The following is a 25,560-nucleotide window of genomic DNA, read 5'->3' as shown; positions in this document are numbered from 1 at the left end:
TCGCGATCAGTCGGACAGCGCCCGGTCCAGGTCGCGCCACAGGTCCTCGACGTCCTCGACCCCGACGCTGAGCCGCACCAGCTGCTCGGGCACGGTCGGCGGCTCCGCCGGGTGGCGGCGACGGCGCTCGAGCAGCGACTCCACGCCGCCGAGGCTGGTCGCGGGCGTCCACACGCGCACCACCTGCTCCACCCGCTCGGCCGCGGCCCGGCCACCGACCGGCTCGATCGCCACGATCGCGCCCGTGCCGGGATAACGCACCCGCTCGACCGCCGGGTGCTCGCGCAGCCGTTCGGCCAGCACCGCCGCGTTGGCGCACGAGCGCTCCAGGCGCAGGTGCAGCGTGCGCAGCCCGCGCAGCGCGAGCCAGGTCTCCATCGGGCCGGGGATCGCACCGCGCAGCGTGCGGTGCGTGTGCAGCCGCTCGCGCAGGCCATCGTCGGCGGTGACCGCGGCGCCGAGCAGCACGTCGGAGTGCCCGGAGAGGAACTTGGTGACCGAGTGCACCACCACGTCGGCGCCGAGCTCGAGCGGGCGCTGCAGCAGCGGCGTGGAGAAGGTGTTGTCGCAGACCGACACCACGCCGCGCTCGCGAGCAGCAGCGAAAAGCGTTGGCAGATCGGCGATCTCGAGCATCGGGTTGGTCGGCGACTCGGTCCACAGCAGGGCCGCGCCGTCGAGGGCGGCGAGCACCTCGTCGGTGTCCGCGATGTCGACCCGGCGCACCTGCACGACGCCCTGCTCGGCCAGCTCGGCGAGCAGCGCCCCCGTCCCGTTGTACGCGTGGTGCGGCGCCACCACCACCGCCCCGACCGGCGCCAGGGCGAGGGCGGCCGAGATGGCCGCCATGCCGGAGGCGTACGCCAGCGCGGACCCTCCCTCGAGCTCGCCGAGGACGTCCTCGAACGCCCGCCAGGTGGGGTTGTCGACCCGCGCGTAGTTGACGGGGGCGCCGGCGACGTACGTCGAGGTCAGCTCGACCGGCGCGTTGAGCGAGGCGCCCGGCTGGTGGGCGGGGCGGCCGCCGGCGACGAGCCGGGTGGCGGGGGACAGGGGCAGGTCGGGCATGGTCGCAGCGTCGCACGGCCGCGGCGCAGCCTGCGCCGGGCACCAGGATCCGGGCATTACCCTCGACCACGATGACTGAGAGCAACGCCGCACCGCCGGCCCCGACGGGCTCCGAGCAGGGCGCACCCAAGACCCGTGTGGCCATCGTGTTCGGCGGCCGGTCCTCCGAGCACGCCGTGTCGTGCGCGACCGCGGCCGGCGTGCTGCGCGCGATCGACCGGGAGCGGTTCGAGGTGGTGCCGATCGGCATCGCCCGCGACGGCCGCTGGCTGCTCATGGCCGACGACCCCGAGCCGCTGCGGCTCACGGCGACCAACCGCCCCGAGGTCACCGGCGACACCGACGTGGTCGTGCCGGCGGGGTCCGGGCCGCGCAACCTCATCGTGCGCGAGCCGGGGCAGCCGCCGACCGAGCTCGCGGGCGTCGACGTGGTGCTGCCGCTGCTGCACGGACCGTTCGGCGAGGACGGCACGCTGCAGGGCCTGCTCGAGCTCGCCGACGTGCGTTACGTCGGCTCGGGCGTCGCCGCGTCGGCGGTGATGATGGACAAGCACCTCATGAAGGTCGTCTTCTCCGCGGCCGGGCTGCCGGTGGGGCCGTACGTCGTCATCACCGACAAGCAGTGGCGCCGCGACCCCGAGCTCGCGATGGACGCTGTGCCGGCGCTGGGCTGGCCGGTCTTCGTCAAGCCCGCGCGCGCCGGTTCCAGCGTCGGGATCTCCAAGGTCGAGCGGTTCGACGACCTGCGGCCGGCGATCGAGGCCGCGCGCGAGCACGACCCCAAGGTGATCGTCGAGGCCGCGGTGGACGGTCGCGAGATCGAGTGCGGCGTGCTCGAGGGCCGCGGCGACAGCCTCCCGCGGGCCAGCGAGATCGGCGAGATCGAGGTCGTCTCCAACCACGACTTCTACGACTTCGAGGCGAAGTACATCGACGCCGAGGACGTCCGCCTCACCTGCCCCGCCGACATCCCGGCGGAGGTCGCGGACGAGGTCAAGGAGCTGTCGGTCAAGGCGTTCGACGCCGCCGGCTGCGAGGGTCTGGCGCGGGTCGACTGGTTCTACCAGCCCGGTGGCCGGCTCGTGCTCAACGAGATCAACACCCTGCCCGGCTTCACGCCCAGCTCGATGTTCCCGCAGGTGTGGAAGGTCAGCGGCCTGGACTACCCGCAGCTGATCACCGAGCTGATCGAGCTGGCGCTGGACCGCCGCACCGGCCTGCGCTGACGCCCGCCCCGGTCGGCCGGGGTGGGCGTACGTCTGGGGTCGATATCGACCCGTTCTGCCCGCGAATCGGGCCGTTCGCGTGTCATGTGGGGTCGGTATCGACCCGTTCTGCCCGGGACGGACGCCTCGGCGACGATGCCGGCAGACCGTAGCGTGCGACGGGCTGCCGGAGGAGGAGTTGAGGCCAAAAAAGTCACGAACAGCGGCGTGGGCCCTGGGGGATCTGCTGGGCCGCCTCGGTGAACGCGCCGAGCACCAACGGTTCGGGCGCGTAGTCCTTCGGGACGAGGACCTCGATGGCGGGCTCGCGGCCGTACGTCGTGAACGCCATGCCGTCGCTGAGCTTGCGAGCGACCCAGTCGACCCCGGAGACGCCGATGCAGTCGTTGGTGGTCGGGCCGGGGGAGGTCATGCCGCAGCGGGCGATGATCGCCGGGTCTCCCCAGGCGCGCACGGTGGGGGAGTCGACGCTGACCTCGCGCAGCTCCTCACCGGAGACGGAGGTCGGCCACTGCTGAGCAGCCTTGGCGCACAACGGATCTGACGCCTTCGGTGCGGCGGAGACCTCGACGGCCGACGAGCAGCCGCTGAGGGCGAGGGTCGCGGCGGCGACCGCGAGGGCGGTCAGACGTGGACGACGGTGCACGTCTGGGTGCGGACGATGCCCTGGACCTTCTGGATCTTGGCCAGCACGAGCTTGCCGAGCTCGTCGACGGTGTTGGCCTCGACCTTGACGATGACGTCGTAGCCGCCGGTGACGTCTTCGGCGCTCACGACCCCGTCGATCTCGGCGCACGCGGCCGACACGTCGCCGGCCCTGCCCATGTCGGTCTGGATGAGGATGTACGCCTGGACCATCTCGCCTCCGTCGTCGGGGTCGGTGCGGCACCCGCAAGGTGGGAGCCGTGGTGTCGGGGCAGACGCTACCGTCTGGGGCTGATGCCCGAGGCCGGAGGAGTCACGTGACCAACCGTTGGACGGACGGGCCGGGTCCCCGGCTGCGCGACGTCAGCGAGGACGAGCTGCTCGCCCAGATCTTCCCGCTGCTGCCCCGCGGCGGCCCGGTGGTCGTCGCGCCGGGTGACGACACCGCGCTGGTGCGGACGGCGTACGGCAGCGTGCTGGCCACGACCGACACGATGGTGCGCGGGCGTGACTGGCTCGACGAGTGGTCCTCGCCCGCCGACGTGGGCGGTAAGTCCGTCGCCCAGAACGTCGCCGACATCGCCTCGATGGGCGGGCGCGCCACCGCGCTGCTCGTGACGCTCGTGGCCGACCCGGAGACCCCCGTGGCGTGGGTGCTCGACTTCGCCGCGGGTCTCGGCGCGGCGGCGGCCGAGATCGAGGTCCCGATCGCGGGCGGCGACCTGTCGTCCGCGCCCGCGGGCACGCTGATGGTCTCGATCACCGCGCTCGGCGACGTCGACGGCGACCCGGTGCTGCGCTCGGGCGCGCGCGGGGGAGACGTGGTCGCCGTCGCCGGCACGCTGGGTCGTTCGGCCGCGGGTTTCGTTCTGCTGCAACAGGATCGGGCTGACGACGACGAAGATCTGGTGCGCGAGCACGTCCGCCCGCGCCCGCCGTACGAGCAGGGCCCGGTGGCGAGATCGGCCGGCGCCACCGCGATGATCGACCTGAGCGACGGCCTGGTGCGCGACGCGGGACGCGTCGCCGCGGCGTCGGGGGTGCGGCTCGAGCTGAGCACCGAGCTGCTGCGCGCCGACCTCGACCGGCTGACCGGGGTGCTCGACGACGACGCCGCGCTGGGCTGCGTGCTCACCGGGGGAGAGGAGCACTCGCTGCTGGCCTGCTTCCCGCCCGAGGTCGCGCTGCCCGACGGGTGGCGCCGGATCGGTCAGGTGGGCGCGGGCGAGGGCGTGACGGTCGACGGCCGGCCGCGCTCGGGCGGCGGCTGGGACCACTTCCACCCGTGAGACACGCTCGATCGTGCGTGGGTGTCTCGTCCGTCAGGCGGTGATCAGCAGCTCCCCGTGCGGCACGATCAGCCAGCCGTCGGGATCGGCGGCCCAGGTGCGCCACGCGGCCGAGATGCCCTCGAGGTCCTCCCGGGTCGCCCAGCCGGCGTCCAGGAGCTGCGTCGCGATCGCCGAGGTGCGGATCCGGTCGGCCCACATGCCGCCCCACCAGGCGCGGTCCTCGGGCGTGGCCAGGCACCACACCGAGGCCGACGGCTCGACCTGCTGCAGTCCGGCGGCGTGCGCCCACGACAGCAGCCGGCGACCGGCGTCGGGCTCGCCGCCGTTGGCGCGTGCGGCGCGCACGTACAGGTCCAGCCAGGTGTCGAGCTCGGGCAGTCGCGGCCACCAGGTGAACGCGGAGTAGTCGGTGTCTCGCACCGCGACCGTGCCGCCCGGCCGCGTCACCCGCGCCATCTCGCGCAGCGCCCGCACCGGCTCGGGCACGTGCTGCAGCACCTGGTGGGCATGGACCACGTCGAAGGACGCCTCGGGCAGGGCGAGCGCGTGCACGTCGCCGACCAGGACGCGTACGTCGGTGCCGGCCACCCCCTCGCGCGTCACCGACGCGGCGGCCTCGCCCAGCTCGAGGGCGCTGACCTGGCCGGGGGCGACGCGGCGGGCGAGGTCGACGGTGATGGTGCCGGGCCCGGCGCCGACGTCGAGCAGGTCAAGGCCCGGGCGCAGCCGGGGGAGCAGGTAGGCGCAGGAGTTCTCGGCGGTGCGCCACCGGTGCGAGCGCAGCACGCTCTCGGCGTGGCCGTGGGTGTAGGGCGTCCTCACGACCCCCAGGAAACAACGAGGCCGACCCCCGGCGCCCGGGGATCGGCCTGGTGTCTCGCCTCGCGGGCGAAGGGTCAGCGGGTGACCTTGCCGGCCTTGAGGCAGGAGGTGCACACGTTGAGGCGCTTCGGGGTCGAGCCGTTCACACCGACCTTGGCGCGCACACGCTGGATGTTGGGGTTCCAGCGCCGCTTGGTGCGGCGGTGGGAGTGCGAGATGTTGTGGCCGAAGCTCGGCTTCTTGCCGCAGACGTCGCAAGTGGCAGCCACGGTTGCTCCTGAGGTCGGGACGGTGTCGTCGTCGTTCTGGTCAAGCTCTGGTCTCGGTGCCCGCCCGTCATGCGGACGCGCCTGATGGCAGCGGACCACGCGGGGGAACCGGACAAGCGTAGCCGAGCACCTTGGCACAAGCCAAAACGGAGACCTCGGCCCCGCTCACCGCCGGCTGCCCCGCCGTGGCCGTGCAGGACACCCGGCAGCCGCGCGAGGACGTACGGCGTGCCGTGCACAGTCACGCGCGGGCGGTTAGCCTCGCGCACGGCGGATGTGCGAAGCAACAGGCGGAGGTGTCGTGGCGGTCCTGAGCGAGCTGGACCTGGCGGCGTTGCGGCGGTGGCTCGTCGCGGCACGCACCGATCTCGCGACCCACGCCGCGGCGCTCGACCGGCTCAACGTCTTCCCGGTGCCCGACGGCGACACGGGCACCAACCTGCGGGTCACCGTGCAGCAGGCCGTGCGCCTGCTCGCGGCGGCGGACGCGACCAGCCTCACCGAGGCGGCCGCCGTGCTGGCCCGGGCCATGCTCGTCTCCGCCCGTGGCAACAGCGGCGTCATCCTCAGCCAGCTCGTGCGCGGCCTGGCCTCGGTCGTCGAGGAGACCGGCGGGCGCCCCCTCGACGGTCCGGCGCTGACCGCGGCCCTGCGCGCAGCCAGCGACCTCGCCTGGTCGGGCGTCGCGCGCCCCGTCGAGGGCACCATCCTCAGCGTCGCGCGCGCGGCGGCCGAGGGGGCCGAGGCGGTCGGTGGCGGGTCGCTCGACGACGTCACCCAGGGCGCGGTCGACGCGGCCCGCTCGGCGCTGCAGTCGACCCCGCGCCAGCTCGAGACGCTGCGCGAGGCCGGGGTGGTCGACGCGGGCGGCGCCGGATATCTCCTCGTGCTCGAGGCGCTGCTGCGGGTGGTGCGCGGCGAGCACGGGCTGGCCGACCCCGACCGCCCCGCCGCCTGGCTGCCCGCGACCGGCGCCGCGCGCGCCGTGCCGGCCCAGGGGCTGGGCGCGCACGCGGACTCCGGGGGGCCGGCGTACGAGGTCATGTATCTCCTCGACGACACCGACGACGAGCGCGCCCGGTCGCTGTCGGCGCAGCTGGAGTCGATCGGCGACTCGGTCGTCATCGCCGGCGGGCCCGCGCTGTTCTCCGTCCACGTGCACACTGACGACATCGCCGCCGCGCTCGAAGCGGGAGCGAGCAACGGTCGGCCGCACCGGTTCGCGGTCACCCGCTTCGCCGACCAGCCGGGTCTCGGGGCCGAGCCGTGCCCGGGTGACGCGCCGCGGGCAGGCGACGACGACGTACGTCTCGCGGCCGTGGTCTCCGGCGCGGGCCTGGCCGACCGCGTGCGTCAGCGCGGTGGCACCCCCGTCGAGGCCGGTGACTCCGCGCTGCTGGAGGAGGTCGTGGGTGCGCCGCCGGTCGTGGTCGTGTGCGACTCGCCCGAGACGCGCCGCGCGGCCGAGCGGGCGGCGGCCGGGCGCGAGGGGGTCACCGTCGGTTGCGACGACCCGGTGACGCTGCTGGCGGCCCTCGACCTGCTCGAGCGCGACCGCCGGGCCAAGCCGCTGGACCAGCAGCTCGACGACCTCGAGGGCGAGATCGCGGTGCTGAGCTATCCCGACCCGTTCGACCTGGCCGTCGCCCGCGCCGAGCTCACCGACGCGCTCGCCGGCGCCGAGCTGGTGTCGGTGGTCGCCGGGGCGGCGCTGCGGTCCGAGGAGCTGCGGGCCGTCGTGGACCTTGTCGGTGCCGTGGCGGAGTATGCCGAGGTGACCGTGCTGGAGAGCGGCGCCGCGCAGCCGGCGCTGGCCGTGGGATGTGAGTGATGGCCGACCCGATCACCCGCGAGACCAGGCTGAGCAAGGTCGTCGGTGCGCCCGCCAAGAAGCTCGCGACCGAGCGCGACATCGTCACCGTCGGCGACCTGCTCGACTTCCACCCGCGCCGATACATCGACGTCGAGACCTCCGGGCGGATCACCGACTTCGCGCTGGACGACCACGTGGCGATCGTGGCCACCGTCGTCTCGGGCACCACCAGCCGCAACCGGGCCAGCCGCGGCAGCCGGTTCGAGGCCACCCTGGTCGACGCCGAGGACAACGAGTTCAGCCTGGTCTTCTTCCGGCCCTACGGCCACGAGCAGGCGCTGCAGCCCGGGCGGCGGGTGCTGGCCCGGGGCAAGCTGGGGGAGTTCCGGCGGCGCCCGCAGCTGGCCCACCCGACCTACACCGTGCTCGACGCCGATGCCGAGGGCAGCGACCTCGACGTCTACGCCGGTGGCCTGGTGCCGATCTACAAGGCCACCAAGGGCATCACCGACATGGGTCTCACCAAGACGCTCAAGCTGGTGCTCGAGCAGCTCGAGGTCGGCGCCGACGCCGTGCCCGACCACCTGCGCGAGCGGCGCGGGCTGATCGACGAGCGGGAGGCGTACCGCCGGTTGCACCTGCCGCGCACCCTCGCCGAGGTCGAGTCGGCCAAGCAGCGCCTGCGCTACGAAGAGGCGCTGGTCGTGCAGACCGTCCTGGCGCAGCGACGCGCGAAATACCTTGCGGAGCAAGCGGTTCCGCGCACCGCCCCGAAGGGCGGGCTGCTCGAGGCCTTCGACGCGCAGCTGCCGTTCCAGCTGACCACCGGCCAGCGCGAGGTCGCCGACGAGATCGCCGCCGACATGGCGCGCGACGTGCCGATGCACCGGCTGCTGCAGGGTGAGGTCGGCTCGGGCAAGACGGTGGTGGCGCTGCGCGCGATGCTCGCGGCCGTCGACTCCGGCGCGCAGGCCGCGCTGCTCGCGCCCACCGAGGTGCTGGCCCAGCAGCACGCCCGGTCGATCCGCGCCATGCTCGGGCCGCTCGCCGAGGGCGGGATGCTCGGCGGCTCAGCCCAGGGCACCCAGGTGGCGCTGCTCACCGGCAGCATGACGCGCAGGCAGAAGGAGAAGGTCCTCCTCGACATCACCACCGGCCCGGTCGGCATCGTCATCGGCACCCACGCGCTGATCCAGGACGAGGTGATGTTCGCCGACCTCGGGCTCGTGGCCGTCGACGAGCAGCACCGGTTCGGTGTCGAGCAGCGAGATGCGTTGCGCGACAAGGCCGTTCGCGCGCCGCACCTGCTCGTCATGACCGCCACGCCGATCCCGCGCAGCATCGCCATGACGGTGTTCGGCGACATGGAGACCTCGACCCTGCGCGAGCTGCCCCGCGGTCGTCAGCCCATCGAGACGTTCGTCGTGCCCTCGACCAACGAGCGCTGGATGCAGCGCACCTGGCAGCGGGTGGCCGAGGAGGTCGCCCGGGGGCACCAGGCGTACGTCATCTGTCCGCGCATCGGCGAGGAGACGCCCGAGGACGACCAGGTGCTCGCCGAGCTGGAGCGGGCCTGGCGAGAGGGCACCGTCGAGGACGGTGCCGACGACGCGGAGCCGCCGCACGACGAGGAGCCGCCACCCATGCGCGGGGTGCACGAGGTGCTCGCCCAGCTGCGCGAGGAGCCGGCGCTCGCCGGGCTGCGCATCGAGTCGATGCACGGGCAGCTGCCCACCGACGAGAAGGACGCCGTGATGGCCGCATTCGCCTCCGGCGCGGTCGACGTGCTCGTCGCGACGACCGTGGTCGAGGTGGGCGTCGACGTGCCCAACGCCACCGCGATGGTCATCCTCGACGCCGACCGGTTCGGCATCTCCCAGCTGCACCAGCTGCGCGGCCGCGTCGGCCGGGGCGACGCCGGGGGAGTGTGCCTGCTCGCCACCCGCAACGAGGAGGCCGCGCTGAACCGGCTGCAGAAGGTCGCCGAGACCACCGACGGCTTCGGGCTCGCCGACCTCGACCTCTCGCTGCGCCGCGAGGGCGACGTGCTCGGCGCCCAGCAGAGTGGGCGGCGCTCGCAGCTGCGCATGCTGCGGCTCAAGCAGGACGCCGACCTCATCGAGCAGGCCCGCGGCGACGCCGGCGAGCTGGTGGGCGACGACCCCGAGCTGCTGCGCTACCCCGGCCTCGAGCGGGCCGTGACCGAGCGGCTCGACGAGCAGCAGGTCGCCTTCCTGGAGCGGGGCTGATGACCCGCGTCATCGCCGGCAGCGCCGGCGGCCGGCGGCTGCAGACACCGCCCGGCCGCGGCACCCGGCCCACCAGCGACCGGGTGCGCGAGGCGATGTTCTCCCGGCTGGAGCACCTCGACGTGCTGCACGGCGCGCGGGTGCTCGACCTCTACGCCGGGTCCGGCGCCCTCGGCCTCGAGGCCGCCTCGCGGGCCGCCGCCTCGGTGCTGCTCGTGGAGTCCGACCGCCGCGCGGCCGAGACCATCCGGCGCAACATCGCCGATCTCGGCCTGCGCCAGGCCAGGGTCGTCGCGGCCGGCGTCGAGCGGGCGCTCGCCAACCCGCCCGACCCGCCCGACGTCGACCTGGTGCTGTGCGACCCGCCCTACGACATCGGCGAGGCCGAGCTCGCCGCCGTCCTCACCGCCGTACGTCCGTGGCTGGCCGACTCCGCCGTGCTGGCGGTCGAGCGCTCGGCCCGCTCGCCCGAGCCCACCTGGCCGGCCGACGTCGAGCTCATCGGGCCGCGGCGCTACGGCGAGACCACCGTCTGGTTCGCCGAGTTCGTGCCCGAGGGCGACGTCGCCTGAGCCGGCGAACGCATAGCCTGGCGCGCATGACCGGCAACCCCCGACGCTGCGTGTGCCCCGGCTCCTACGACCCGATCACCGTCGGGCACCTCGACGTCATCACCCGGGCCAGCGCGCTGTTCGACGAGGTGGTTGTCGCGGTGCTGCACAACCCCGACAAGCAGGGCACGTTCACCCCGCAGGAGCGCATCGCCCTGATCGAGGAGTCGACCGCCGGGCTGCCCAACGTGCGCGCCGAGGAGTTCGGCCGGCGACTGATCGTCGACGTGTGCCGCGAGCTCGACGCGGGCGTGCTGCTCAAGGGGATCCGCGGGTCGGTCGACTACGACTACGAGCAGCCGATGGCGCAGATGAACCGCGAGATGACCGGCGTCGAGACGCTGCTGCTGCCCGGCGACCCGGCGCTCGGGCACTACTCCAGCTCGTTGATCCGCACCGTCGCCTCGCTCGGCGGCGACGTCGCGTCGATGGTGCCGGCACCGGTGCTCGGCCCGCTGCTGGAGCGCGTGCGTCCGAGCTGAGCCCGGCGAGGGCGTACGGCGGGGTCGGTCAGGCGCTCGGCGCGGCGACCTGCAGCGCGCCGGGCACGACGTCGATCGTCACCGGCAGCGCGCCGACCGGGTCGCCGTCGGCGTAGGCGTTCATCACGCCGCTCTCCAGCCGCACCCGCCGGCCCCGCAGGGTGCGCACGGCGCGGTGGGTCGCGTGCGTGCCGCGCATGATCCGGGGCAGGACGGCCGGAAGCTCCACCCGCGGGTAGCGCACGCCCTCCAGGATCGTCACGTCCAGCAGCCCGTCGGCGGGGTCGGCGGTGGGCAGGATGCGCATGCCGCCGCCGTAGCTCTCGGTGTTGCCCACGGCCGTGAGGATCGCCGGGCCGTCGTGCACGAGCTCGCCGTCGATCTCGACGCGGAAGTCGCGCGGGGCGAGGCGGAAGTACTCCATCCCGATCGCGAGCAGGTATCGGGCCTTGCCGTTCGGCCAGCGCATCGCGTTGGTGCGGTCGGTGACCAGGGAGTCGAAGCCGGCGGTGACGATGGTCGCGAAGAACCGCTCCTGCTCGCCCGTGCGCACCCGGCCGACGTCGATCGAGCGGACCGGCGCCTCCAGCGCGAGCGTCACCGCGTCGCCGAGGTCGGAGCGCGGGATGCGCAGGGCGCGCGCGAGGTCGTTGCCGGTGCCGGCGGGCACCACGCCGAGCGGCGTGCCCGTCGCGACGGCGGCCTGCAGCGCGACGCCGTGCGTGCCGTCGCCGCCGACGCTGAGGATCAGGTCGGCCCCCTGCCCGGCGACCTCGCGCACCGCGGCCTCGGCGGCGTCGCGACCGTCCTCGGCGACGTGGTCGACGCGCACCCCGGAGGCCCGCAACCGGTCGAGCACCGGCTGGATCGCGCGCCCGCCCTTGCCGTGCCCGGAGGCGGGGTTGGTCAGCAGCGCCACGTGGCGACGGTCGGGGGTGGGCTGGGTCACGCGCGACAGTGTGCCAAGGTGGCCGCCGCGGCCGGCCGCGCGCCACCCCTCGGGATGGGCGGGAGCCGGCCCAGGACGTACGTTTTGGGCCGGGAGCGCCGCTCCGGTAGCCTTGGCCCTCGGCCTCGTCGTCATGACGTGGGCCGAGCCACCCAACGATCTTCGTGAGCACCTGATGACGCATGCGGACCCACGCGGCCCACTGGTCCTGGACACCCGGGAGCTGGGGCGCCGCCCAGGCAACATGCTCGAGGTGCACCGCGAGGTCGAGGCGCCAGAGCTTCTCGGCACCGACGTGATCTCCGTCCCGGAGGGCCAGCCCATCGAGCTGGACCTGCGGCTGGAGGCCGTCGTCGAGGGGGTCCTGGTCACCGGCTCGGCTCGCGCCACCGCGACCGGCGCGTGCGTGCGGTGCCTGGAGGAGGTTCACGTCCCTGTCGACGTGCACCTCCAGGAGCTGTTCGCCTACGCCGATCGCGCCGCTCACCACCAGGAGGTGGGGGGTGAGGACGACGAGGAGCTGCGGGAGCTGGACGGTGACCTTGCCGACCTGGAGCCCGTGCTCCGGGACGCAGTGGTGCCTTCGCTGCCGTTCCAGCCGGTGTGCCGGGACGACTGCCCCGGCCTGTGCTCCGAGTGCGGAGCCAGGCTGGCCGACGACCCGGACCACCACCATGACCAGGTAGACCCCCGGTGGGGAGCCTTGGCCGCACTGCGCGACCAGGCCGCCACCGACGACCAGAAGAGGAACTGACGTGGCCGTCCCGAAGCGGAAGATGTCGCGCTCCAACACCCGCTCGCGCCGCGCGAACTGGAAGGCGACGCCGGTCGCCACCCAGGCCTGCCCGAACTGCTCGGCGCTCAAGCAGCCGCACATCGCGTGCCCCAACTGCGGCACCTACGCCGGCCGGCACTACGCCTCGGCCGAGCGCACCGAGCACCAGAGCTGACCCCCGCCGTGGGGTCGCAGTCCAAGCGCTCACGGCACCTCAGCGCAGCGCAGCGGTCCGTCGCTGACCTGGCCCAGATCCTCACCGAGGTCTCGGGCACGGTCATCGACGAACCGCTGCTTTCGCGTGCCCTGACGCACCGGTCCTACGCGTACGAGAACGGCGGCGCCCCGCACAACGAGCGCCAGGAGTTCCTCGGCGACGCCGTGCTCGGGCTGGTCGTCACCGACCACCTCTACGGCGAGCACCCCGACCTGCCGGAGGGGCAGCTGGCCAAGCTGCGCGCCTCGGTGGTCAACTCGCGGGCGCTCGCCGACGTCGCTCGCGGCCTGGACCTCGGGGAGTACGTCTTCCTCGGCCGGGGCGAGGCGGCCACCGGCGGGCGCGACAAGGACTCGATCCTCGCCGACACGATGGAGGCGGTCATCGGGACGGTGTTCCTGATGGGCGGGCTGGAGCCGGCCAGCCGCTTCGTGCACCACATCCTCGACCCGCTGCTGGAGCAGTCGACGCAGCTGGGGGCCGGGCTGGACTGGAAGACCTCGCTGCAGGAGGCGGTGGCCGCGGCCGAGCTGGGCTCGCCGTCGTACTCCGTGACCGCCGAGGGCCCCGACCACGACAAGATCTTCACCGCCAAGGTGCTGGTCGGCGACGAGGAGCTGGGGCGCGGCGAGGGCCGCAACAAGAAGACCGCCGAGCAGGAGGCCGCGCAGCAGGCGTGGACCACGCTCAAGGAGCGCGCCGACGCCGTGAGCGACACGGCACCCCCGGTCGACGGGGCCTGATCCGTGCCCGAGCTGCCCGAGGTCGAGGTGGTTCGCCGCGGCCTCGCCGACCACGTGGTGGGGCGCCGGTTCGAGCGGGTGCAGGTCACCGGGGCGCGGGTCGCGCGCCGTCACCTGCCCGGGCCGCTCGACCTCGCCGACCGGCTCACCGGCCGCACGGTCGCCGCGGCCGAGCGCCGCGGCAAGTACCTCTGGCTGCTGCTCGACGACGAGCAGGCGCTGATCGCCCACCTCGGCATGAGCGGGCAGCTGTTGGTCGAGGACGCCGACGCGCCCCTGGAGAAGCACGCCCACGCGGTGCTCGACCTCGACGACGGACGCCAGCTGCGATTCGTCGACCAGCGCACCTTCGGCGGGCTGCAGCTCGACGAGCTCGCCGACGTCGGGCCGCGCCGGGTGCCGGCCACGATCGCCCACATCGCCCCGGACCCGCTGGAGGCGGCCTACGAACCGGCCGCGGTCGTACGGCGGATGAAGGGCAAGCACACGGAGGTCAAGCGGGCGCTGCTGGACCAGTCGCTCGTCTCGGGCATCGGCAACATCTATGCCGACGAGGCGCTGTGGCGGGCGCAGGTGCACGGCGCGCGGCGCACCGACCAGCTGACCAAGCCGGCGCTGGCGCGGGTGCTGGGGCACGCCCGCGAGGTGATGGAGGCCGCGCTCGACCAGGGCGGGACCTCGTTCGACGCGCTCTATGTCAACGTCAACGGCGCGAGCGGCTACTTCGAGCGGTCGCTGAACGCGTACGGCCGGGTGGGGGAGCCGTGCCGTCGCTGCGGCACGCTGATGCGCCGCGAGGTGTTCATGAACCGCTCGAGCTTCTTCTGCCCGCGCTGCCAGCCCCGCCCGCGGCGATGATGCCCACCCCGCTTCTCACGCTCAATGCATAGCCCCTGCCGGCGAGAGAACTCGTAGCTGAAGACGCAGTCGCCGAACCCTCGGTCTGACGAGCCGAGCGCGCCGATGTGTGAGAGCGCTCCTGTGACGGATCACCTCGAGGAGGTCGAGGATGAGGTCGGTGACGTCCATCTGGGTCGCCGCGACCTCCGCGACGAAGCGCGGGGTCACGGCGGTCTCCTCCGGCGCGCAGCCAAGGAGGAGCTTGATCTCGGCATCCCGCTTCGCCGCGTCGGCCGTGAGGATCGCGCCGCGCGACCTCGTGGTCCCGGCAAGGATGCCTTGTATTGTGACGACGATGCTCGCCATATTAGGTCTATCCGGCTAGCATACTCGTCGTAGTAGGAGGGATTGTGCTATGGCCGGGTACAAGATCGACCGACAGCTCGCCGAGTTCGGCGAGCACGTGCGGGGCTGGCGCATGGTGCTGGGCCTGACAGCGCAGCAAGTGTCCGAGCGCGCAGGGATTACTCGGGACACCCTGCGCAAGATCGAGGCCGGCGACCCGAGTGCGGGCTTCGGCAACGTCGCGCAGGTGATGCGCGCCCTCGGCGTGCTCGACCAGGTGGTCGAGGCCGTCGACCCGCTGGGCAGCGACATCGGCCGCCTGCGCGCGGGGAGCCTCGCGAAGAAGCGCGCGCGATGACCACCGTCGAAGTCCTCGTCGACGAGGCGGATGGCGCGCGCGTGGTGGGCCAGGCGCACTTCACCAGGCAGCGCGGCCAGATCTCCACCACGTTCCTCTACGACCCGGGCTACCTGTCGAGCGACGGCACGAGCATCGACCCCGGCCTGCCGCTGGTCTCGGGCGCGCAGCACCAGTCCGGGCTGGTGCGCGCCTTCGCGGACAGCGCTCCCGACCGCTGGGGCCGCAACCTCGTCGAGAAGGCGGAGCGCGCGCGTGCCCGCGACGAGGGCCGCGCGCCGCGCCGGCTGGACGACCTCGACTTCCTCCTGGGCGTCAGCGACGACACCCGCCAAGGCGCGCTGCGCTACCGGCTGCCGGGCAGCGAGGAGTTCCTCGGGAGGCCCGCGACCGTCCCCCGGCTCGTCTCGCTGCCGGAGCTGCTGCGCGCCTCGGACGGTCTCGCCTCGGACGAGGATCCGAGCCGGGCCGTCAAGCAGCTGCTCGACACCGGCACGACAGGCCTGGGCGGCGCGCGGCCGAAGGCCTCAGTGCGCCTCGAGGACGGCTCGCTGGCGATCGCGAAATTCCCCCACGGCAGCGACCAGTGGGACGTCATGGCCTGGGAAGCGACGGCGCTGGACCTGATGGAGGCCGCGGGGATCAGGGCGCCTCGTCGGCGGCTCGTCCGGGTGGGCGAGCGCAGCGTGCTGATCCTGCGCAGGTTCGACCGGACGGGCGAGGGGCGCAGGATCGGCTACATCAGCGCGATGACGGCGTTGAGCGCCGCCGACGGAGAGCACCGCGACTACGCCGAGATCACCGAGGCTATGCGAGACCTGTCCCGGTCGCCCAAGGCGGACCATCACGAACTCTTTGACCGCGTCGTCGCGAGCGTCGCGCTCGGTAACACGGACGACCATCTGCGCAACCACGGCTTCCTCGCCGATCGGGGCTCGTGGACCCTGAGCCCCGTCTTCGACGTCAACCCGAACCCCGACCCGCAGCGGGCCCGCTCGACCACGATCATGGGAGCTGACGCCCCGCCCGACGAGGCCGAGGCACTGCTCGCCCTGGCAGAGGAGTGCAGCCTCTCGCCCGCTCAGGCAGGCGAGCGGATCGCGCGCGCAGCCGGAGCGGTCACCGGGTGGCGCGACGCGGCGCGGAGGAACGGCATCCGTGAGCAGGAAATCACGATGATGGCCAAGTCGATCGAGCCTCGGATGAACACGGTGATCGCCACCGCGAGGAAGGCATGAACATAGCCTCGAGAATGTGAACCGCACGCGGTCTGGGTGAGGGCCTCCGGTGAGGGCTGGTTAATCCAGGCGGTCTCGGGCAGCTTGGGTGCGATGGGGCGGCGGTTGCCCAACCGTTGGGGGTGGGCAGCGTGAGCGGCGTCGAGGGTGGCTTGCCGCTGCGCCCGGAACTCAGTCGCGGTGCCGAGGTGGACCGAGGCCGGGGTGTGGAGCCCGATCCTGGAGTGGCGGTGACTTGCCGCAGCCCTCGACCAGCACCCTCGGAACCGACCAGGAGCGTGAACGGACCATGGGACACACCACCAACTGCGAGACCGCGAAGACCTACACCTGCGTGTGCCCCTGCGGAGGGGCACGGCACGGAGCGATCTTGATCAGGGGTATCGCCACTTCCGACCCGGCAGATCAGGCCGAGGCGATCGAGTGGGCAGAGCCACGCCGCTGGACCCGCTTGCCGGAGGCGACACGGGCAACGACTGTAAAAGGCCGAGTCGCCGACCGCCATCCGGCGGTGACAGGAATCGCCAGCGAACTGGTGATCACCCTCATCGAGCAGGGTCGCACCGACGGCGAGATCGACGCCATTGCGGCGCTGGCCCACCAGATCTCCGACGAGATCGGCGACGAGTTCGAACGGCATCTCGACGGCGGCGGCCCTGACCATCGCAGCACCCGACATCTCTGGTGCGTCGTCCTGGCGACACTTTGCCGCCTCTACGACCACGGATTCAACCTCGTCAACGGGACCCTTGACGACCTCGTCGAGAACATCATGGGGGCTTTGCGAGAAGACATCTCGACCGACCGAGGAGAGGAAAGCCAGCCTCGGGACATCTACCAGTACAGGCACCGGATTGTCGCGGCGTTCGAAGTATCCGAGTACGCGTTCCTGGAGGCACTGATCAAGAAGGCGGTTCGCGCAGTCATGATTGCCGTCAAGGAGATCGGCGAAGAAGCTGTATTCAAGCACCTTCGGCTGATCGGCGCGACCACGTGTCCCGACCCCGATAGGCACCCGGACGTCGTCAAGCACTGCTTGTGGCCTCTCCTGTCCGGGCCGTTCAAGGAGACGCTCGAAGACTCCGTCGCCACCGAGATGCGCACATGGTTGCGCAACGCCTATCCCGTGGTGCCCGCTGTCTTAGAACGCGAACTTCGTGGCGCACGACACAACCTGTCACCTATCCGTGCAGCAGCCCCAGATGACGAGTAGCGATTATGTGGCTATCGACACTGTCGCTCCAACGCGTTCAAGTAGCTTCCCTTCGTGGTCGACCTGGTCCGACCAGATGTGCGTAGCCCGGTTTTGTCGAGGATGGTGTCCGGCTGGTCCGTCAGAGTCGGCGAAACCAGTCGGTGATCGATGTCCACCATGACCCGCGGGGCGTGGGTTGGTGGTTCTTCGGCGGTCGGGCGGCCAGGTTCGCGTTGCTGGTCACGGCAAAGGTCTCGCGTGCAGCTTCTTCCGGAGCGGCGCGGTCATCGTTCGACATCTCGGCCGCTGGCGGGCTGGGGGCGAGCTCGGCCGATGCCGCTGATGCCTGCACATCGACGGGCGACGGTGGGTGGTGCTGCTCCGCGGCCGAGTCGCCGGCTGGCTGGACCTTCCGTTCGACCGGCGGCTCAGATTGCTGCTCCGTGATTGGGGATTTGCTCATGGCGTGCCGTCGCTTTTCCCGCGCTGTTTCCGCCTGGGCGAGGTCCTCGCGGAGCACCCAGAGGCGTTTTCGTGCCCTATGGCCGTTGGCCTTCGTCAGGACGACGGCGTGGGCCAGGACTCGCTCGTCGCTCATGATCTCGGCGAGAACCGTTGCCAGTGAGAGTTGTCTGCGGATCAGTGCTCCGCGGTCAGGATCGAACACCGCGATCGACCCGCTCGCGTAGAGGCGGGCCGTGCGTTCCTGCGAGGGGTCCTCCCACGGCCTCTGCAACTCACTGAGGTCGTCCTTGTTCCGCACGGCCACGTAGATGCCGCCATGCTCGAAGACTTCGTTGTTGAACAATTTGAGTGTGCCGGTCCGAGGCGCGTTAGGCGGTTGCCAGGGGAACATCCAGATAGTGCGCGCTGCCCCAGTCGACCAGCGCTGCGCCGTTCGCCCGCGGAAATCTGTGCTCCATCGCTGGTACTCGAGGACGAGGTTGTGCTCTGGCAGGAAGACGTCCGCGCGCGTCAGGGAGTGCTCCACCACTGCCTCAGCACCCAGGCTCTGCGCGACCTTGAACAATCGGCCCTTCACCCAGAGGTGCTCGTCGCCTTCTGGTCCACCGCCTCCGACGAGATCAGTTGGATTCTGTTCGACTTCTCCTCGCTCCACGCGCATCTCTACCAGGTTGTGGGAGCAGCCTCCGGAACGGACCGCGAGAAACCTCAGCCCGCTCCGGCTCATCCGCTTCGCCGTGAGCAGGGTGTCGCATGACCTGACTAGGCACTTCACTCGGATCGCGGGGTTCTTGTAAATTAGCTCCCAGTCCGACTGGTCGTTGACGCAGACCTCGACCGGTCCGGCTGAGCCGGGCGGATCCACTACAAGCCCCCGGATCCGCACGCGCTGCGTCCGGTGCGACGCATGCTGTCTCCGCTTGGCTGTGTCGGCAACGGAAGCGCCGCTCGCGGCGAGCGGCTTTCGGCCTGACGACGATGGAGTCATGTCCTATTGATAGCGATGCCCGCCGACAGATGTCGGTGTTCAGGGGTGCCTGGGCTGGGGCTCGAGGGCTAACCCGGAAGAGCCAACGTCGCGGGAAGCGGTCCGCGCAGAGCAACCTCCCTTGCACGTTGCGGTCGGAGCCTGGGCTTGGGACGTGTGTCGGTCGCGATCGACCTCCCGCGCTTTGACATGCTTGCTGCTGGGGGTCAGCCGCATGACCGTGGGTGCGGCTGATCGACCGGGGCGGGTTGGGCCGCGAGGGCGGTGGCGTGCACCGTCGGATCAGCGCGGCGGAGCTGGAGCGCTACCGGCAGACCCGTGCGGAACTCAGGCGGAGCGCCGTGCGCGAGCTGGCCCAGGGCATCGCCGACGACACGCCGCCCGATCGTGTGATCAGCACCCGCTGAAACTGCGTTTCAGCGGGTGCTCGCGTCGGCGAGCGTGGTGGGGAGGTGCGCGACTAGCCTGAGCCGGTGACCGATCTGCAGCCGATCGCCCTCCCCGAGGCCGCGGCAACCGGACCCTGGCTCCGTGCCCGAACCGACGAAAGCCTCGATGCGGCAAGGGTTTTAGCCGACCGCCTGCGAGGCATGAGCGACGCGCCGGCCCTGGAGGTGCTGCAGACCTGGGACGCGCTGCAGACGGCGCTGGGCGACGCGGGGGCTGCGGCGTCGCTGCTGTCGGAGGTGCACCCCGACGCGCAGGTGCGCGAGGCAGCCGACAAGCACTCCCAGGACCTCGACGCCTTCGCGACCGACCTGTCGCTCGACACCGAGATCTACGCCGTCGTCGCCGGGGTCGACCCGGACGGGCTCGACGCCGACGCCACCCGGATGCTCGACAAGGTGCTGCGCGACTTCCGGCGCAGCGGCGTCGACTGCGACGAGGCCACGCGCGAGCGGCTGCGCGAGCTCAACCGGCTGGAGCTGGAGACCAGCCAGGAGTTCGCCCGCAACATCCGCGAGGGCACCAAGACCGTGCGCCTGCGCCCCGAGCAGCTCGACGGCCTGCCCGACGACTGGCGCGAGCAGCACCCGGCCGGTGCCGACGGCCTCGTCGAGGTCACGACCGACTACCCCGACTCGATCCCGGTGCGCACGTTCGCCCACGACCGCGACGCGCGGGTCGCGGTCTCGTCGGCGTCGCTGACGGTGGCCTGGCCCGACAACGACGCGGTGCTGCGCCGCCTGCTCGAGCTGCGCGCCGAGCACGCGCGGCTGCTGGGATACCCCACCTGGGTCGACCTCGACACCGAGGTGAAGATGATCGAGACGGCCGAGGCGGAGGCCGGGTTCATCGCGCGCATCACCGATCTCGCGGGTCCGAGCGCCGAGCGCGACAAGCAGCGCCTGTTCGAGCGCGCCCGGCAGGACCGCCCCGACCTGGCCGACGTCGACACCGCCGACGCGACCTACTACTCCGAGCTCGTACGTCGGGAGCAGCTCGACGTGGACGCGCAGGAGGTCCGTCGATACTTCGCCTTCGAGGACGTACGCCGGGGGCTGCTCGACGTGACCGGTCGCCTGTTCGGTCTCACCTGGACCCCCGTCGAGGCGACGACCTGGCACGAGGACGTGACGGCGTACGACGTCGAGCTGGCCGGCGAACGGATCGGGCGGATCTACCTCGACCTGCACCCGCGCGACGGCAAGTTCAAGCACGCGGCCCAGTTCACCCTGGTCTCAGGGCTTTTCGAGCGCGCACTGCCCGAGGGCGTGCTCGTCTGCAACTTCAGCCGCGGGCTGATGGAGCACAGCGAGGTCGTCACGCTCTTCCACGAGTTCGGCCACCTGATCCACCACGTGACCGCGGGTCGCCAGCAGTGGCAACGGTTCTCGGGCGTCGCCACCGAGTGGGACTTCGTCGAGGCGCCGAGCCAGATGCTCGAGGAGTGGGCCTGGGACGCCGACGTGCTCGCGTCGTTCGCGCGTGACGCCGACGGCAACGCGATCCCGGCCGACCTGGTGCGGCGGATGCGCGCCGCACACGAGTTCGGCAAGGGGTTCCAGGCGCGCACGCAGATGTTCTACGCCGCCGTGAGCTACGACCTGCACCACGCGCTGCCCGACGACCTCACCGAGCGCATCGGCGAGCTGCAGCGCCAGTACTCCGTGTTCGCGGCCCTGCCCGACACGCACATGCACTGCTCGTTCGGCCACCTGTCGGGCTACGCGTCGGCCTACTACACGTACATGTGGTCGCTCGTCATCGCCAAGGACCTGTTCTCGGCGTTCGACCCCGGTGACCTGTTCGCGTCCGAGGTGGCCGAGCGCTATCGCGACCGCATCCTGGCGCCGGGCGGGTCCCGCGACGCCGCCGACCTGGTCGAGGACTTCCTCGGCCGCCCCTACACCTTCGACGCCTACGCCGCCTGGCTCTCCCGCGAGCCCGGCACCGACTGATCGGGAGAGACACCATGGACGACGGAGTCGTCGCGACCTACCCCACCGCCACGCTGCTGCTCGTGGCGGGGGCCGCGGTCGTGCTGCTGCTGTTCCTCATCATGAAGGTCAAGCTGCACGCCTTCATCGCGCTCGTGCTGGTGAGCGTCATCACCGCCGTCGCCGCCGGCATCCCCATCGGCGACGTGCCCGAAGCCATGAGCACCGGCTTCAACTCCACCCTCGGATCCGTAGCGCTACTGGTCGGGTTCGGCGTCATGCTCGGGCGGTTGCTCGAGGTGAGCGGCGGCGCGCAGGTGCTCGCCGACGTGCTCGTGAACCGCTTCGGCGAGAAGCGCGCACCGCTGGCGCTCGGCGTCGCGGCGCTGCTGTTCGGCATCCCGATCTTCTTCGACGCCGGCCTGGTCGTCTTCCTGCCGATCATCCTCACCGTGGCCCGTCGCTTCGGCGGCTCCGTCCTGCTGTACGCCCTCCCCGCCGCGGGTGCGTTCGCCGCCATGCACGCGATCGTCCCGCCGCACCCCGGCCCGGTGGCCGCGGCCGACGCGCTCGGCGGCAACATCGGCATCGGCCTGCTGATCGGGCTGCCGGTCGCGGTCGTCACCTGGTTCGTCGGCTCCTACCTCGTCTCCCAGGTGCTCGGGAAGCGCGTGCACGTCGACGTGCCCGACCTGCTGTTCGGCGAGATGAACGACGGCGACGACGACGAGGTGCAGGCCGACCTGCGCCGCCCGCGGTTCGGGCACGTGCTGCTCCTGCTGCTGCTGCCGTTCGTGCTCATCGCGGGCAACACGATCGTGTCGACGCTCGGGACCGCCGGAACGATCGACGACGAGGCGGTGTGGGCGCAGGCGCTGGTGCTGCTCGGGCAGACGCCGGTCGCGCTGCTGATCACGCTGCTGGTCGCGATCGCGACCATGGTGCGCCCCGGCAAGATGGCGCCGCTGCGCAACATCCTCGACGACGCGCTCGGCCCGATCTGCTCGATCATCCTGATCACCGGCGCGGGCGGCATGTTCGGCGGGGTGCTGCGCGCCAGCGGCATCGGCGACGCGCTCACCGCCTCGCTCGGCGACCTCGGGATGCCGCTGCTGCTCCAGTCGTTCGTCATCGCCACCGCGCTGCGCGTGGCGCAGGGCTCGGCGACGGTCGCGATCACCACGACCGCCGGCCTGGTCGCCGAGGCAGCCACCGCGGCGAACCTGTCGGACGTACGCCTGACGCTTCTGGTCGTGGCCATCGCCGCGGGCGCCACCGTGCTCTCGCACGTCAACGACTCCGGCTTCTGGCTCGTCAGCCGCTTCTTCCAGATGGACGAGAAGACCACGCTGAAGACCTGGACGGTCATGGAGACCACGATCGGCGTCACCGCCTTCGCGCTCGCCGCACTGCTCTGGCCGCTCGGGTAACCCCGGCCGCGGTCGGCCCGTGCCCGGGCCGGTGCGCACCGGGGCTTACCGTGGGGGCGTGATCGAGCTCAAGACCCCTGCGGAGATCGAGGCCATGCGGCCCGCCGGCCGGTTCGTCGCCTCGGTGCTGACGGCGCTGCGCGAGGCCGCCGACGTCGGGGTCAACCTGCTCGACCTCGACGCTCTGGCGCACCGGATGATCCGCGACGCCGGGGGAGAGTCGTGCTACATCGACTACCACCCCAGCTTCGGCGCGAGCCCGTTCGGCAAGGTGCTGTGCACCTCGGTCAACGACGCCGTGCTGCACGGGCTGCCGCACGACTACGTCCTGCGCGACGGCGACCTGCTGTCGGTCGACTTCGCCGCGTCGATCGACGGCTGGGTGTCCGACTCGGCGCTGTCGGTGGTCGTCGGCACCCCGCGCGACGAGGACCTGCGCCTCATCGAGCACACCGAGCGGGCGCTCGCGGTGGCCATCGACGCCGCCCAGGTCGACGCCAAGATCGGCGACATCTCCGCGGCGATCGGTGACGTCGCCCGCTCCGGCGGCTACGCCGTCAACACCCAGTTCGGTGGTCACGGCGTCGGGCGCACGATGCACGGTGAGCCGCACGTGCCCAACGACGGCCGCGCGGGCCGGGGCCTGCGGCTGCGCCCGGGCCTGGTCGTGGCGATCGAGCCGTGGCTCATGGCCACCACCGACGAGATCTACACCGACGACGACGGCTGGACCCTGCGCAGCGCCGACGGCTCCCGCGGCGCCCACTCCGAGCACACCATCGCCATCACCGAGGACGGCCCGCTCGTGCTCACCGCCCGCGACTGACGTACGCCCTCGCCGGGCTGCGCCTCCGCATTTCGTGCACTTGTGAACGATCTGTGGCGCCGACCTCCCGGGATCCCGGGGGTGGCGCTCCACATTTCGTGCACCGGTGAACGAAATGCGGAAGGGGTGTCCGGACGCCCTCGCCGGCTCAGACCGGCCAGGTCTCCTGGCGGTAGGCCCCGTCCCAGAACATCCACTCGTAGCGCGAGGTCGTCGTGAAGTGCTCACGCATGCGCGCCAGCTCGGTGTCCGACACGGTCGCGCCGACACGGTCGGTCTCGTCGAGCACCGCGTCGACGACGGCCTGGAACTCCTCGCCGGCGTAGAGGTCGATCCACCGCTGGTAGAGCGGGTCGGGGGAGCCGGCCTCGAGCAGCGCCTCGCCGACCTTGGCGTAGATCCAGTAGCAGGGCAGGACGGCCGCGACGGCCTCGGCGTAGGAGCCCGCGTGCACCGTCGCGGCCAGATAGCTGACGTACGCCTGTGTCGCCGGGGCGGGCGCGCCCAGGTCGTCGGGGTCGACCCCGAGGTCGCCCAGCAGCTCGGCGTGCAGCTCGCGCTCGGCCGCGACCGCGCCCGCGGCGTGCTCGGCGAACATCACCGTGGCGTCGACCTCAGGCGCGCGGGCGGCGCAGGCGGCCAGGGACCGGGCGTAGCCGCGCAGGTAGAGCGCGTCCTGGACGATGTAGTGCCGGAAGACCGGGTGCGGCAGCGAGCCGTCGCGCAGCCCGGTGACGAAGGGGTGGTGGAGGATCTCGTCGTAGATGCCCTCCACGTCGGACCAGAGCACGTCGCGCGTTCGAGTCGTCATGGCCCCCACGCTAGGCAGGCGGAGGCGGGTCGGCCCACCCCCGAGGGGACCTGTTGCGAGACCTACCGCGCCGCCGCGTCGAGCCCCATCAGCCGAGCCCCGTTGTGCCACAGCACATCTCGCATCCACGCGTCGCCGAGGTCGAGCCGCTGCAGCACCTCGATCTGGTGGGCATAGGGGTAGGGGATGTTGGGGAAGTCCGACCCCAGCACGACCTTGTGCTGCAGGTCGCGCCACCGATCGACATAGCCGCTCGGCATCGGCGCGAAGCGCTCGGTGAAGTCGGTGCCGACCATCGTGGTGTCGAGGTGCACGTTCGCGAACTCCGTTGCCAGGTCTGCGAACTCGAGATACTCCGGCAGTCCGGCGTGCGCGATCACCAGGGTCAGGTCGGGGAAGCGACCCAGCACCTCGCGCACCGGGCCCACCCCGGTGAACCGCCCCGGGGCCGGCCCCGACCCGCAGTGGATGACCACCGGAACGCCGCACTGCTGCAGCTGGTCCCAGGCGTCGTCGAGGATCCGGTCGGAGGGGTCGTACGCGCCGACCTGCACGTGCATCTTGACCAGGCGCGCGCCCGAGTCCAGCGCGCGCGCAAGGTAATCCGCGTTCCCGGGCTCGGGGAACAGCGTCGCCGAGTGCAGCGCGTCCGGCACCCGGGCCGCGAACTCGGTGCACCACTCGTTCAGCCAGGCGGACATGCCCGGCTTGTGGGCGTACGTCAGCGACGGCACCGCGCGCAGCCCGAGCCGGCGCACGGTCGCCAGCCGTTCGTCCTCGGTGTCGCGATAGGTGATGGTCCACGGCACGCCGTCGCGCTCGCCGCGCTCGTCGAAGAACTGCCAGACCTTGCGCAGCATCCCCTCGGGGAGAAAGTGCACGTGGATGTCGGCGAGGCCCGGCAGCCCGAGCGAGCGCCACACGGCGGGCACGTCGGCGTCGCGCAGCGCCGGGGAGCCCGCCGGGTCGGTCATCCCTGCTCCGCGGAGGTGAGGACCACCTTGCGCAGCACCGTGTTGAGCTGCTGCAGCTCGCGCTCGCTCAGCCCCGCGAACAGCCGCTGCTCGGCCCCGGCCCACGCGTCGAGCATCTGCTGCCACGCCTTGTGGCCCGCCTTGGTGGCGGTGATCTGCACGCTGCGCCGGTCGTTCTCGTCGGGGGTGCGGGTGACCATGCCGGCGCCGGTCAGCCGGTCGAGCCGGCTCGTCATGCCGGCGCGCGAGACGCCGGTGCGCTCGGCGAGCTCGGCCGGGGTGGAGGGCTTGCCGCGCTGCACCCCGCCGATCAGCGCGTGCAGGGTGCGGAACTCCTCGTACGTCAGCGGCCCGTCCTGGGCGATCGCGCGCAGCTCGCGCTCGGTGCGCTGCATCACGCGGTTCATCCGCACCAGCGCCGCCTCGACCAGCGCCTCGCGCGCGTCGGGGTCGGGGAACAGGTCGCTCCAGCGCGCCAGGTGCTCGTCGGCGTAGTCGGTCTTCGCGGACATGCGCCAAGTCTGGACCACGCGGGGCTCTGCGCCCGA

The 25,560-nt window shown here is 72.1% G+C and carries 28 protein-coding genes; 17 read left to right on the top strand and 11 right to left on the bottom strand.

Features of this window, described 5'->3' with window-relative positions; all coding sequences use genetic code 11:
• Positions 1–6 precede the first annotated feature (6 nt).
• A complete protein-coding gene (locus FB554_RS09565; protein WP_142005749.1) occupies positions 7–1,068 on the bottom strand; it encodes a trans-sulfuration enzyme family protein in 1,062 nt (353 codons plus the stop codon).
• 71 nt (positions 1,069–1,139) lie between these two features.
• Here FB554_RS09565 and FB554_RS09560 point away from each other — a divergent pair, with 71 nt between their 5' ends.
• Positions 1,140–2,294 (top strand): D-alanine--D-alanine ligase family protein, encoded by a 1,155-nt coding sequence (locus FB554_RS09560; RefSeq protein ID WP_142005748.1) that lies wholly within the window; start codon positions 1,140–1,142, stop codon positions 2,292–2,294.
• A gap of 193 nt (positions 2,295–2,487) precedes the next feature.
• On the opposite strand, the gene FB554_RS09555 is transcribed toward FB554_RS09560, so the two are convergent.
• Both FB554_RS09555 and FB554_RS09550 read right to left on the bottom strand, forming a co-directional pair.
• Complete coding sequence (locus FB554_RS09555; RefSeq protein WP_142005747.1) at positions 2,488–2,940, bottom strand: DUF3515 family protein; 453 nt, start codon at positions 2,938–2,940, stop codon at positions 2,488–2,490.
• The gene (locus FB554_RS09550; protein WP_142005746.1) at positions 2,919–3,152 is read right to left on the bottom strand and encodes an Lrp/AsnC family transcriptional regulator; all 234 of its coding nucleotides are present in this window, start codon (positions 3,150–3,152) and stop codon (positions 2,919–2,921) included. The genes FB554_RS09555 and FB554_RS09550 overlap by 22 nt, the downstream gene beginning before the upstream one ends.
• Before the next feature lie 104 nt (positions 3,153–3,256).
• Here FB554_RS09550 and thiL point away from each other — a divergent pair, with 104 nt between their 5' ends.
• Positions 3,257–4,228, top strand: a complete 972-nt coding sequence (gene thiL / locus FB554_RS09545; RefSeq protein ID WP_142005745.1) for a thiamine-phosphate kinase — start codon at positions 3,257–3,259, stop codon at positions 4,226–4,228.
• A 33-nt stretch (positions 4,229–4,261) separates the two neighbouring features.
• Here thiL and FB554_RS09540 read toward each other — a convergent pair whose 3' ends face one another.
• Positions 4,262–5,053: a class I SAM-dependent methyltransferase gene (locus FB554_RS09540; protein ID WP_142005744.1), complete on the bottom strand. Its 792-nt coding sequence runs from the start codon at positions 5,051–5,053 to the stop codon at positions 4,262–4,264.
• 74 nt (positions 5,054–5,127) lie between these two features.
• Positions 5,128–5,322: a 50S ribosomal protein L28 gene (gene rpmB, locus FB554_RS09535; RefSeq protein WP_142005743.1), complete on the bottom strand. Its 195-nt coding sequence runs from the start codon at positions 5,320–5,322 to the stop codon at positions 5,128–5,130.
• A gap of 301 nt (positions 5,323–5,623) precedes the next feature.
• Between rpmB and FB554_RS09530 the strand changes: the two genes are divergently transcribed.
• Genes FB554_RS09530 through coaD form a run of 4 tightly spaced genes read left to right on the top strand, consistent with a single transcriptional unit; the run spans position 5,624 to position 10,477 of the window.
• Positions 5,624–7,153: a DAK2 domain-containing protein gene (locus tag FB554_RS09530; protein ID WP_170206836.1), complete on the top strand. Its 1,530-nt coding sequence runs from the start codon at positions 5,624–5,626 to the stop codon at positions 7,151–7,153.
• Positions 7,153–9,384: an ATP-dependent DNA helicase RecG gene (recG, locus tag FB554_RS09525; protein ID WP_142005741.1), complete on the top strand. Its 2,232-nt coding sequence runs from the start codon at positions 7,153–7,155 to the stop codon at positions 9,382–9,384. The genes FB554_RS09530 and recG overlap by 1 nt, the downstream gene beginning before the upstream one ends.
• Positions 9,384–9,956, top strand: coding sequence for a 16S rRNA (guanine(966)-N(2))-methyltransferase RsmD (rsmD, locus tag FB554_RS09520; RefSeq protein WP_142005740.1), 573 nt, complete (start codon positions 9,384–9,386; stop codon positions 9,954–9,956). Before recG ends, rsmD begins: the two co-directional genes overlap by 1 nt.
• A gap of 26 nt (positions 9,957–9,982) precedes the next feature.
• On the top strand, positions 9,983–10,477 hold the full coding sequence (gene coaD, locus FB554_RS09515) for a pantetheine-phosphate adenylyltransferase (protein WP_142005739.1): 495 nt from the start codon (positions 9,983–9,985) through the stop codon (positions 10,475–10,477).
• 28 nt (positions 10,478–10,505) lie between these two features.
• Here coaD and FB554_RS09510 read toward each other — a convergent pair whose 3' ends face one another.
• Positions 10,506–11,426, bottom strand: a complete 921-nt coding sequence (locus FB554_RS09510) for a YegS/Rv2252/BmrU family lipid kinase (RefSeq protein ID WP_170206835.1) — start codon at positions 11,424–11,426, stop codon at positions 10,506–10,508.
• Between the two features lie 175 nt (positions 11,427–11,601).
• On the opposite strand from FB554_RS09510, the gene FB554_RS09505 reads away from it, so the two are divergent.
• Genes FB554_RS09505 through mutM form a run of 4 tightly spaced genes read left to right on the top strand, consistent with a single transcriptional unit; the run spans position 11,602 to position 14,019 of the window.
• Positions 11,602–12,180: a YceD family protein gene (locus tag FB554_RS09505; RefSeq protein ID WP_142005737.1), complete on the top strand. Its 579-nt coding sequence runs from the start codon at positions 11,602–11,604 to the stop codon at positions 12,178–12,180.
• Position 12,181: 1 nt separating this feature from the next.
• Positions 12,182–12,376, top strand: a complete 195-nt coding sequence (gene rpmF / locus FB554_RS09500; protein ID WP_142005736.1) for a 50S ribosomal protein L32 — start codon at positions 12,182–12,184, stop codon at positions 12,374–12,376.
• An 8-nt stretch (positions 12,377–12,384) separates the two neighbouring features.
• Positions 12,385–13,161, top strand: coding sequence for a ribonuclease III (rnc, locus tag FB554_RS09495; RefSeq protein WP_142005735.1), 777 nt, complete (start codon positions 12,385–12,387; stop codon positions 13,159–13,161).
• Between the two features lie 3 nt (positions 13,162–13,164).
• Positions 13,165–14,019, top strand: coding sequence for a bifunctional DNA-formamidopyrimidine glycosylase/DNA-(apurinic or apyrimidinic site) lyase (gene mutM / locus FB554_RS09490; protein WP_142005734.1), 855 nt, complete (start codon positions 13,165–13,167; stop codon positions 14,017–14,019).
• Positions 14,020–14,040: 21 nt separating this feature from the next.
• Here mutM and FB554_RS09485 read toward each other — a convergent pair whose 3' ends face one another.
• Positions 14,041–14,367 (bottom strand): hypothetical protein, encoded by a 327-nt coding sequence (locus FB554_RS09485; RefSeq protein ID WP_142005733.1) that lies wholly within the window; start codon positions 14,365–14,367, stop codon positions 14,041–14,043.
• Between the two features lie 49 nt (positions 14,368–14,416).
• Between FB554_RS09485 and FB554_RS09480 the strand changes: the two genes are divergently transcribed.
• The 3 genes from FB554_RS09480 to FB554_RS09470 all read left to right on the top strand — a co-directional run bounded on the left by FB554_RS09480 (position 14,417) and on the right by FB554_RS09470 (position 17,155).
• Positions 14,417–14,704, top strand: a complete 288-nt coding sequence (locus tag FB554_RS09480) for a helix-turn-helix domain-containing protein (RefSeq protein WP_142005732.1) — start codon at positions 14,417–14,419, stop codon at positions 14,702–14,704.
• Positions 14,701–15,942 (top strand): type II toxin-antitoxin system HipA family toxin, encoded by a 1,242-nt coding sequence (locus FB554_RS09475; RefSeq protein ID WP_142005731.1) that lies wholly within the window; start codon positions 14,701–14,703, stop codon positions 15,940–15,942. Before FB554_RS09480 ends, FB554_RS09475 begins: the two co-directional genes overlap by 4 nt.
• Before the next feature lie 289 nt (positions 15,943–16,231).
• The gene (locus FB554_RS09470) at positions 16,232–17,155 is read left to right on the top strand and encodes a hypothetical protein (RefSeq protein ID WP_142005730.1); all 924 of its coding nucleotides are present in this window, start codon (positions 16,232–16,234) and stop codon (positions 17,153–17,155) included.
• A gap of 121 nt (positions 17,156–17,276) precedes the next feature.
• Here FB554_RS09470 and FB554_RS09465 read toward each other — a convergent pair whose 3' ends face one another.
• Entirely contained in the window at positions 17,277–18,263 is a 987-nt protein-coding gene (locus tag FB554_RS09465; protein ID WP_142005729.1) for a hypothetical protein, read from the bottom strand.
• Between the two features lie 551 nt (positions 18,264–18,814).
• Between FB554_RS09465 and FB554_RS09460 the strand changes: the two genes are divergently transcribed.
• The 4 genes from FB554_RS09460 (at position 18,815) to map (ending at position 23,227) form a co-directional block, all read left to right on the top strand.
• On the top strand, positions 18,815–18,997 hold the full coding sequence (locus tag FB554_RS09460) for a hypothetical protein (RefSeq protein ID WP_142005728.1): 183 nt from the start codon (positions 18,815–18,817) through the stop codon (positions 18,995–18,997).
• A 183-nt stretch (positions 18,998–19,180) separates the two neighbouring features.
• Positions 19,181–20,992: a M3 family metallopeptidase gene (locus tag FB554_RS09455; protein WP_142005727.1), complete on the top strand. Its 1,812-nt coding sequence runs from the start codon at positions 19,181–19,183 to the stop codon at positions 20,990–20,992.
• 14 nt (positions 20,993–21,006) lie between these two features.
• Positions 21,007–22,401 carry a GntP family permease gene (locus tag FB554_RS09450; protein WP_142005726.1) on the top strand — a complete coding sequence of 465 codons (1,395 nt, stop codon included), beginning with the start codon at positions 21,007–21,009 and terminating at the stop codon, positions 22,399–22,401.
• A 58-nt stretch (positions 22,402–22,459) separates the two neighbouring features.
• The gene (map, locus tag FB554_RS09445; protein ID WP_142005725.1) at positions 22,460–23,227 is read left to right on the top strand and encodes a type I methionyl aminopeptidase; all 768 of its coding nucleotides are present in this window, start codon (positions 22,460–22,462) and stop codon (positions 23,225–23,227) included.
• A gap of 148 nt (positions 23,228–23,375) precedes the next feature.
• Here the strand turns inward: map and tenA are convergent, their stop codons facing one another.
• The 3 genes from tenA to FB554_RS09430 all read right to left on the bottom strand — a co-directional run bounded on the left by tenA (position 23,376) and on the right by FB554_RS09430 (position 25,524).
• Positions 23,376–24,038, bottom strand: coding sequence for a thiaminase II (gene tenA, locus FB554_RS09440; protein WP_142005724.1), 663 nt, complete (start codon positions 24,036–24,038; stop codon positions 23,376–23,378).
• Positions 24,039–24,100: 62 nt separating this feature from the next.
• Entirely contained in the window at positions 24,101–25,012 is a 912-nt protein-coding gene (locus FB554_RS09435) for an amidohydrolase family protein (RefSeq protein WP_142005723.1), read from the bottom strand.
• Positions 25,009–25,524, bottom strand: a complete 516-nt coding sequence (locus FB554_RS09430) for a MarR family winged helix-turn-helix transcriptional regulator (protein WP_142005722.1) — start codon at positions 25,522–25,524, stop codon at positions 25,009–25,011. The genes FB554_RS09435 and FB554_RS09430 overlap by 4 nt, the downstream gene beginning before the upstream one ends.
• Between the last annotated feature and the right edge of the window lie 36 nt (positions 25,525–25,560).

Origin of the sequence: Barrientosiimonas humi (genome assembly GCF_006716095.1) — a bacterium.
In the GTDB taxonomy this organism is placed as follows: domain Bacteria; phylum Actinomycetota; class Actinomycetes; order Actinomycetales; family Dermatophilaceae; genus Barrientosiimonas; species Barrientosiimonas humi.
This window is presented reverse-complemented; position numbering and strand designations above follow the sequence as displayed.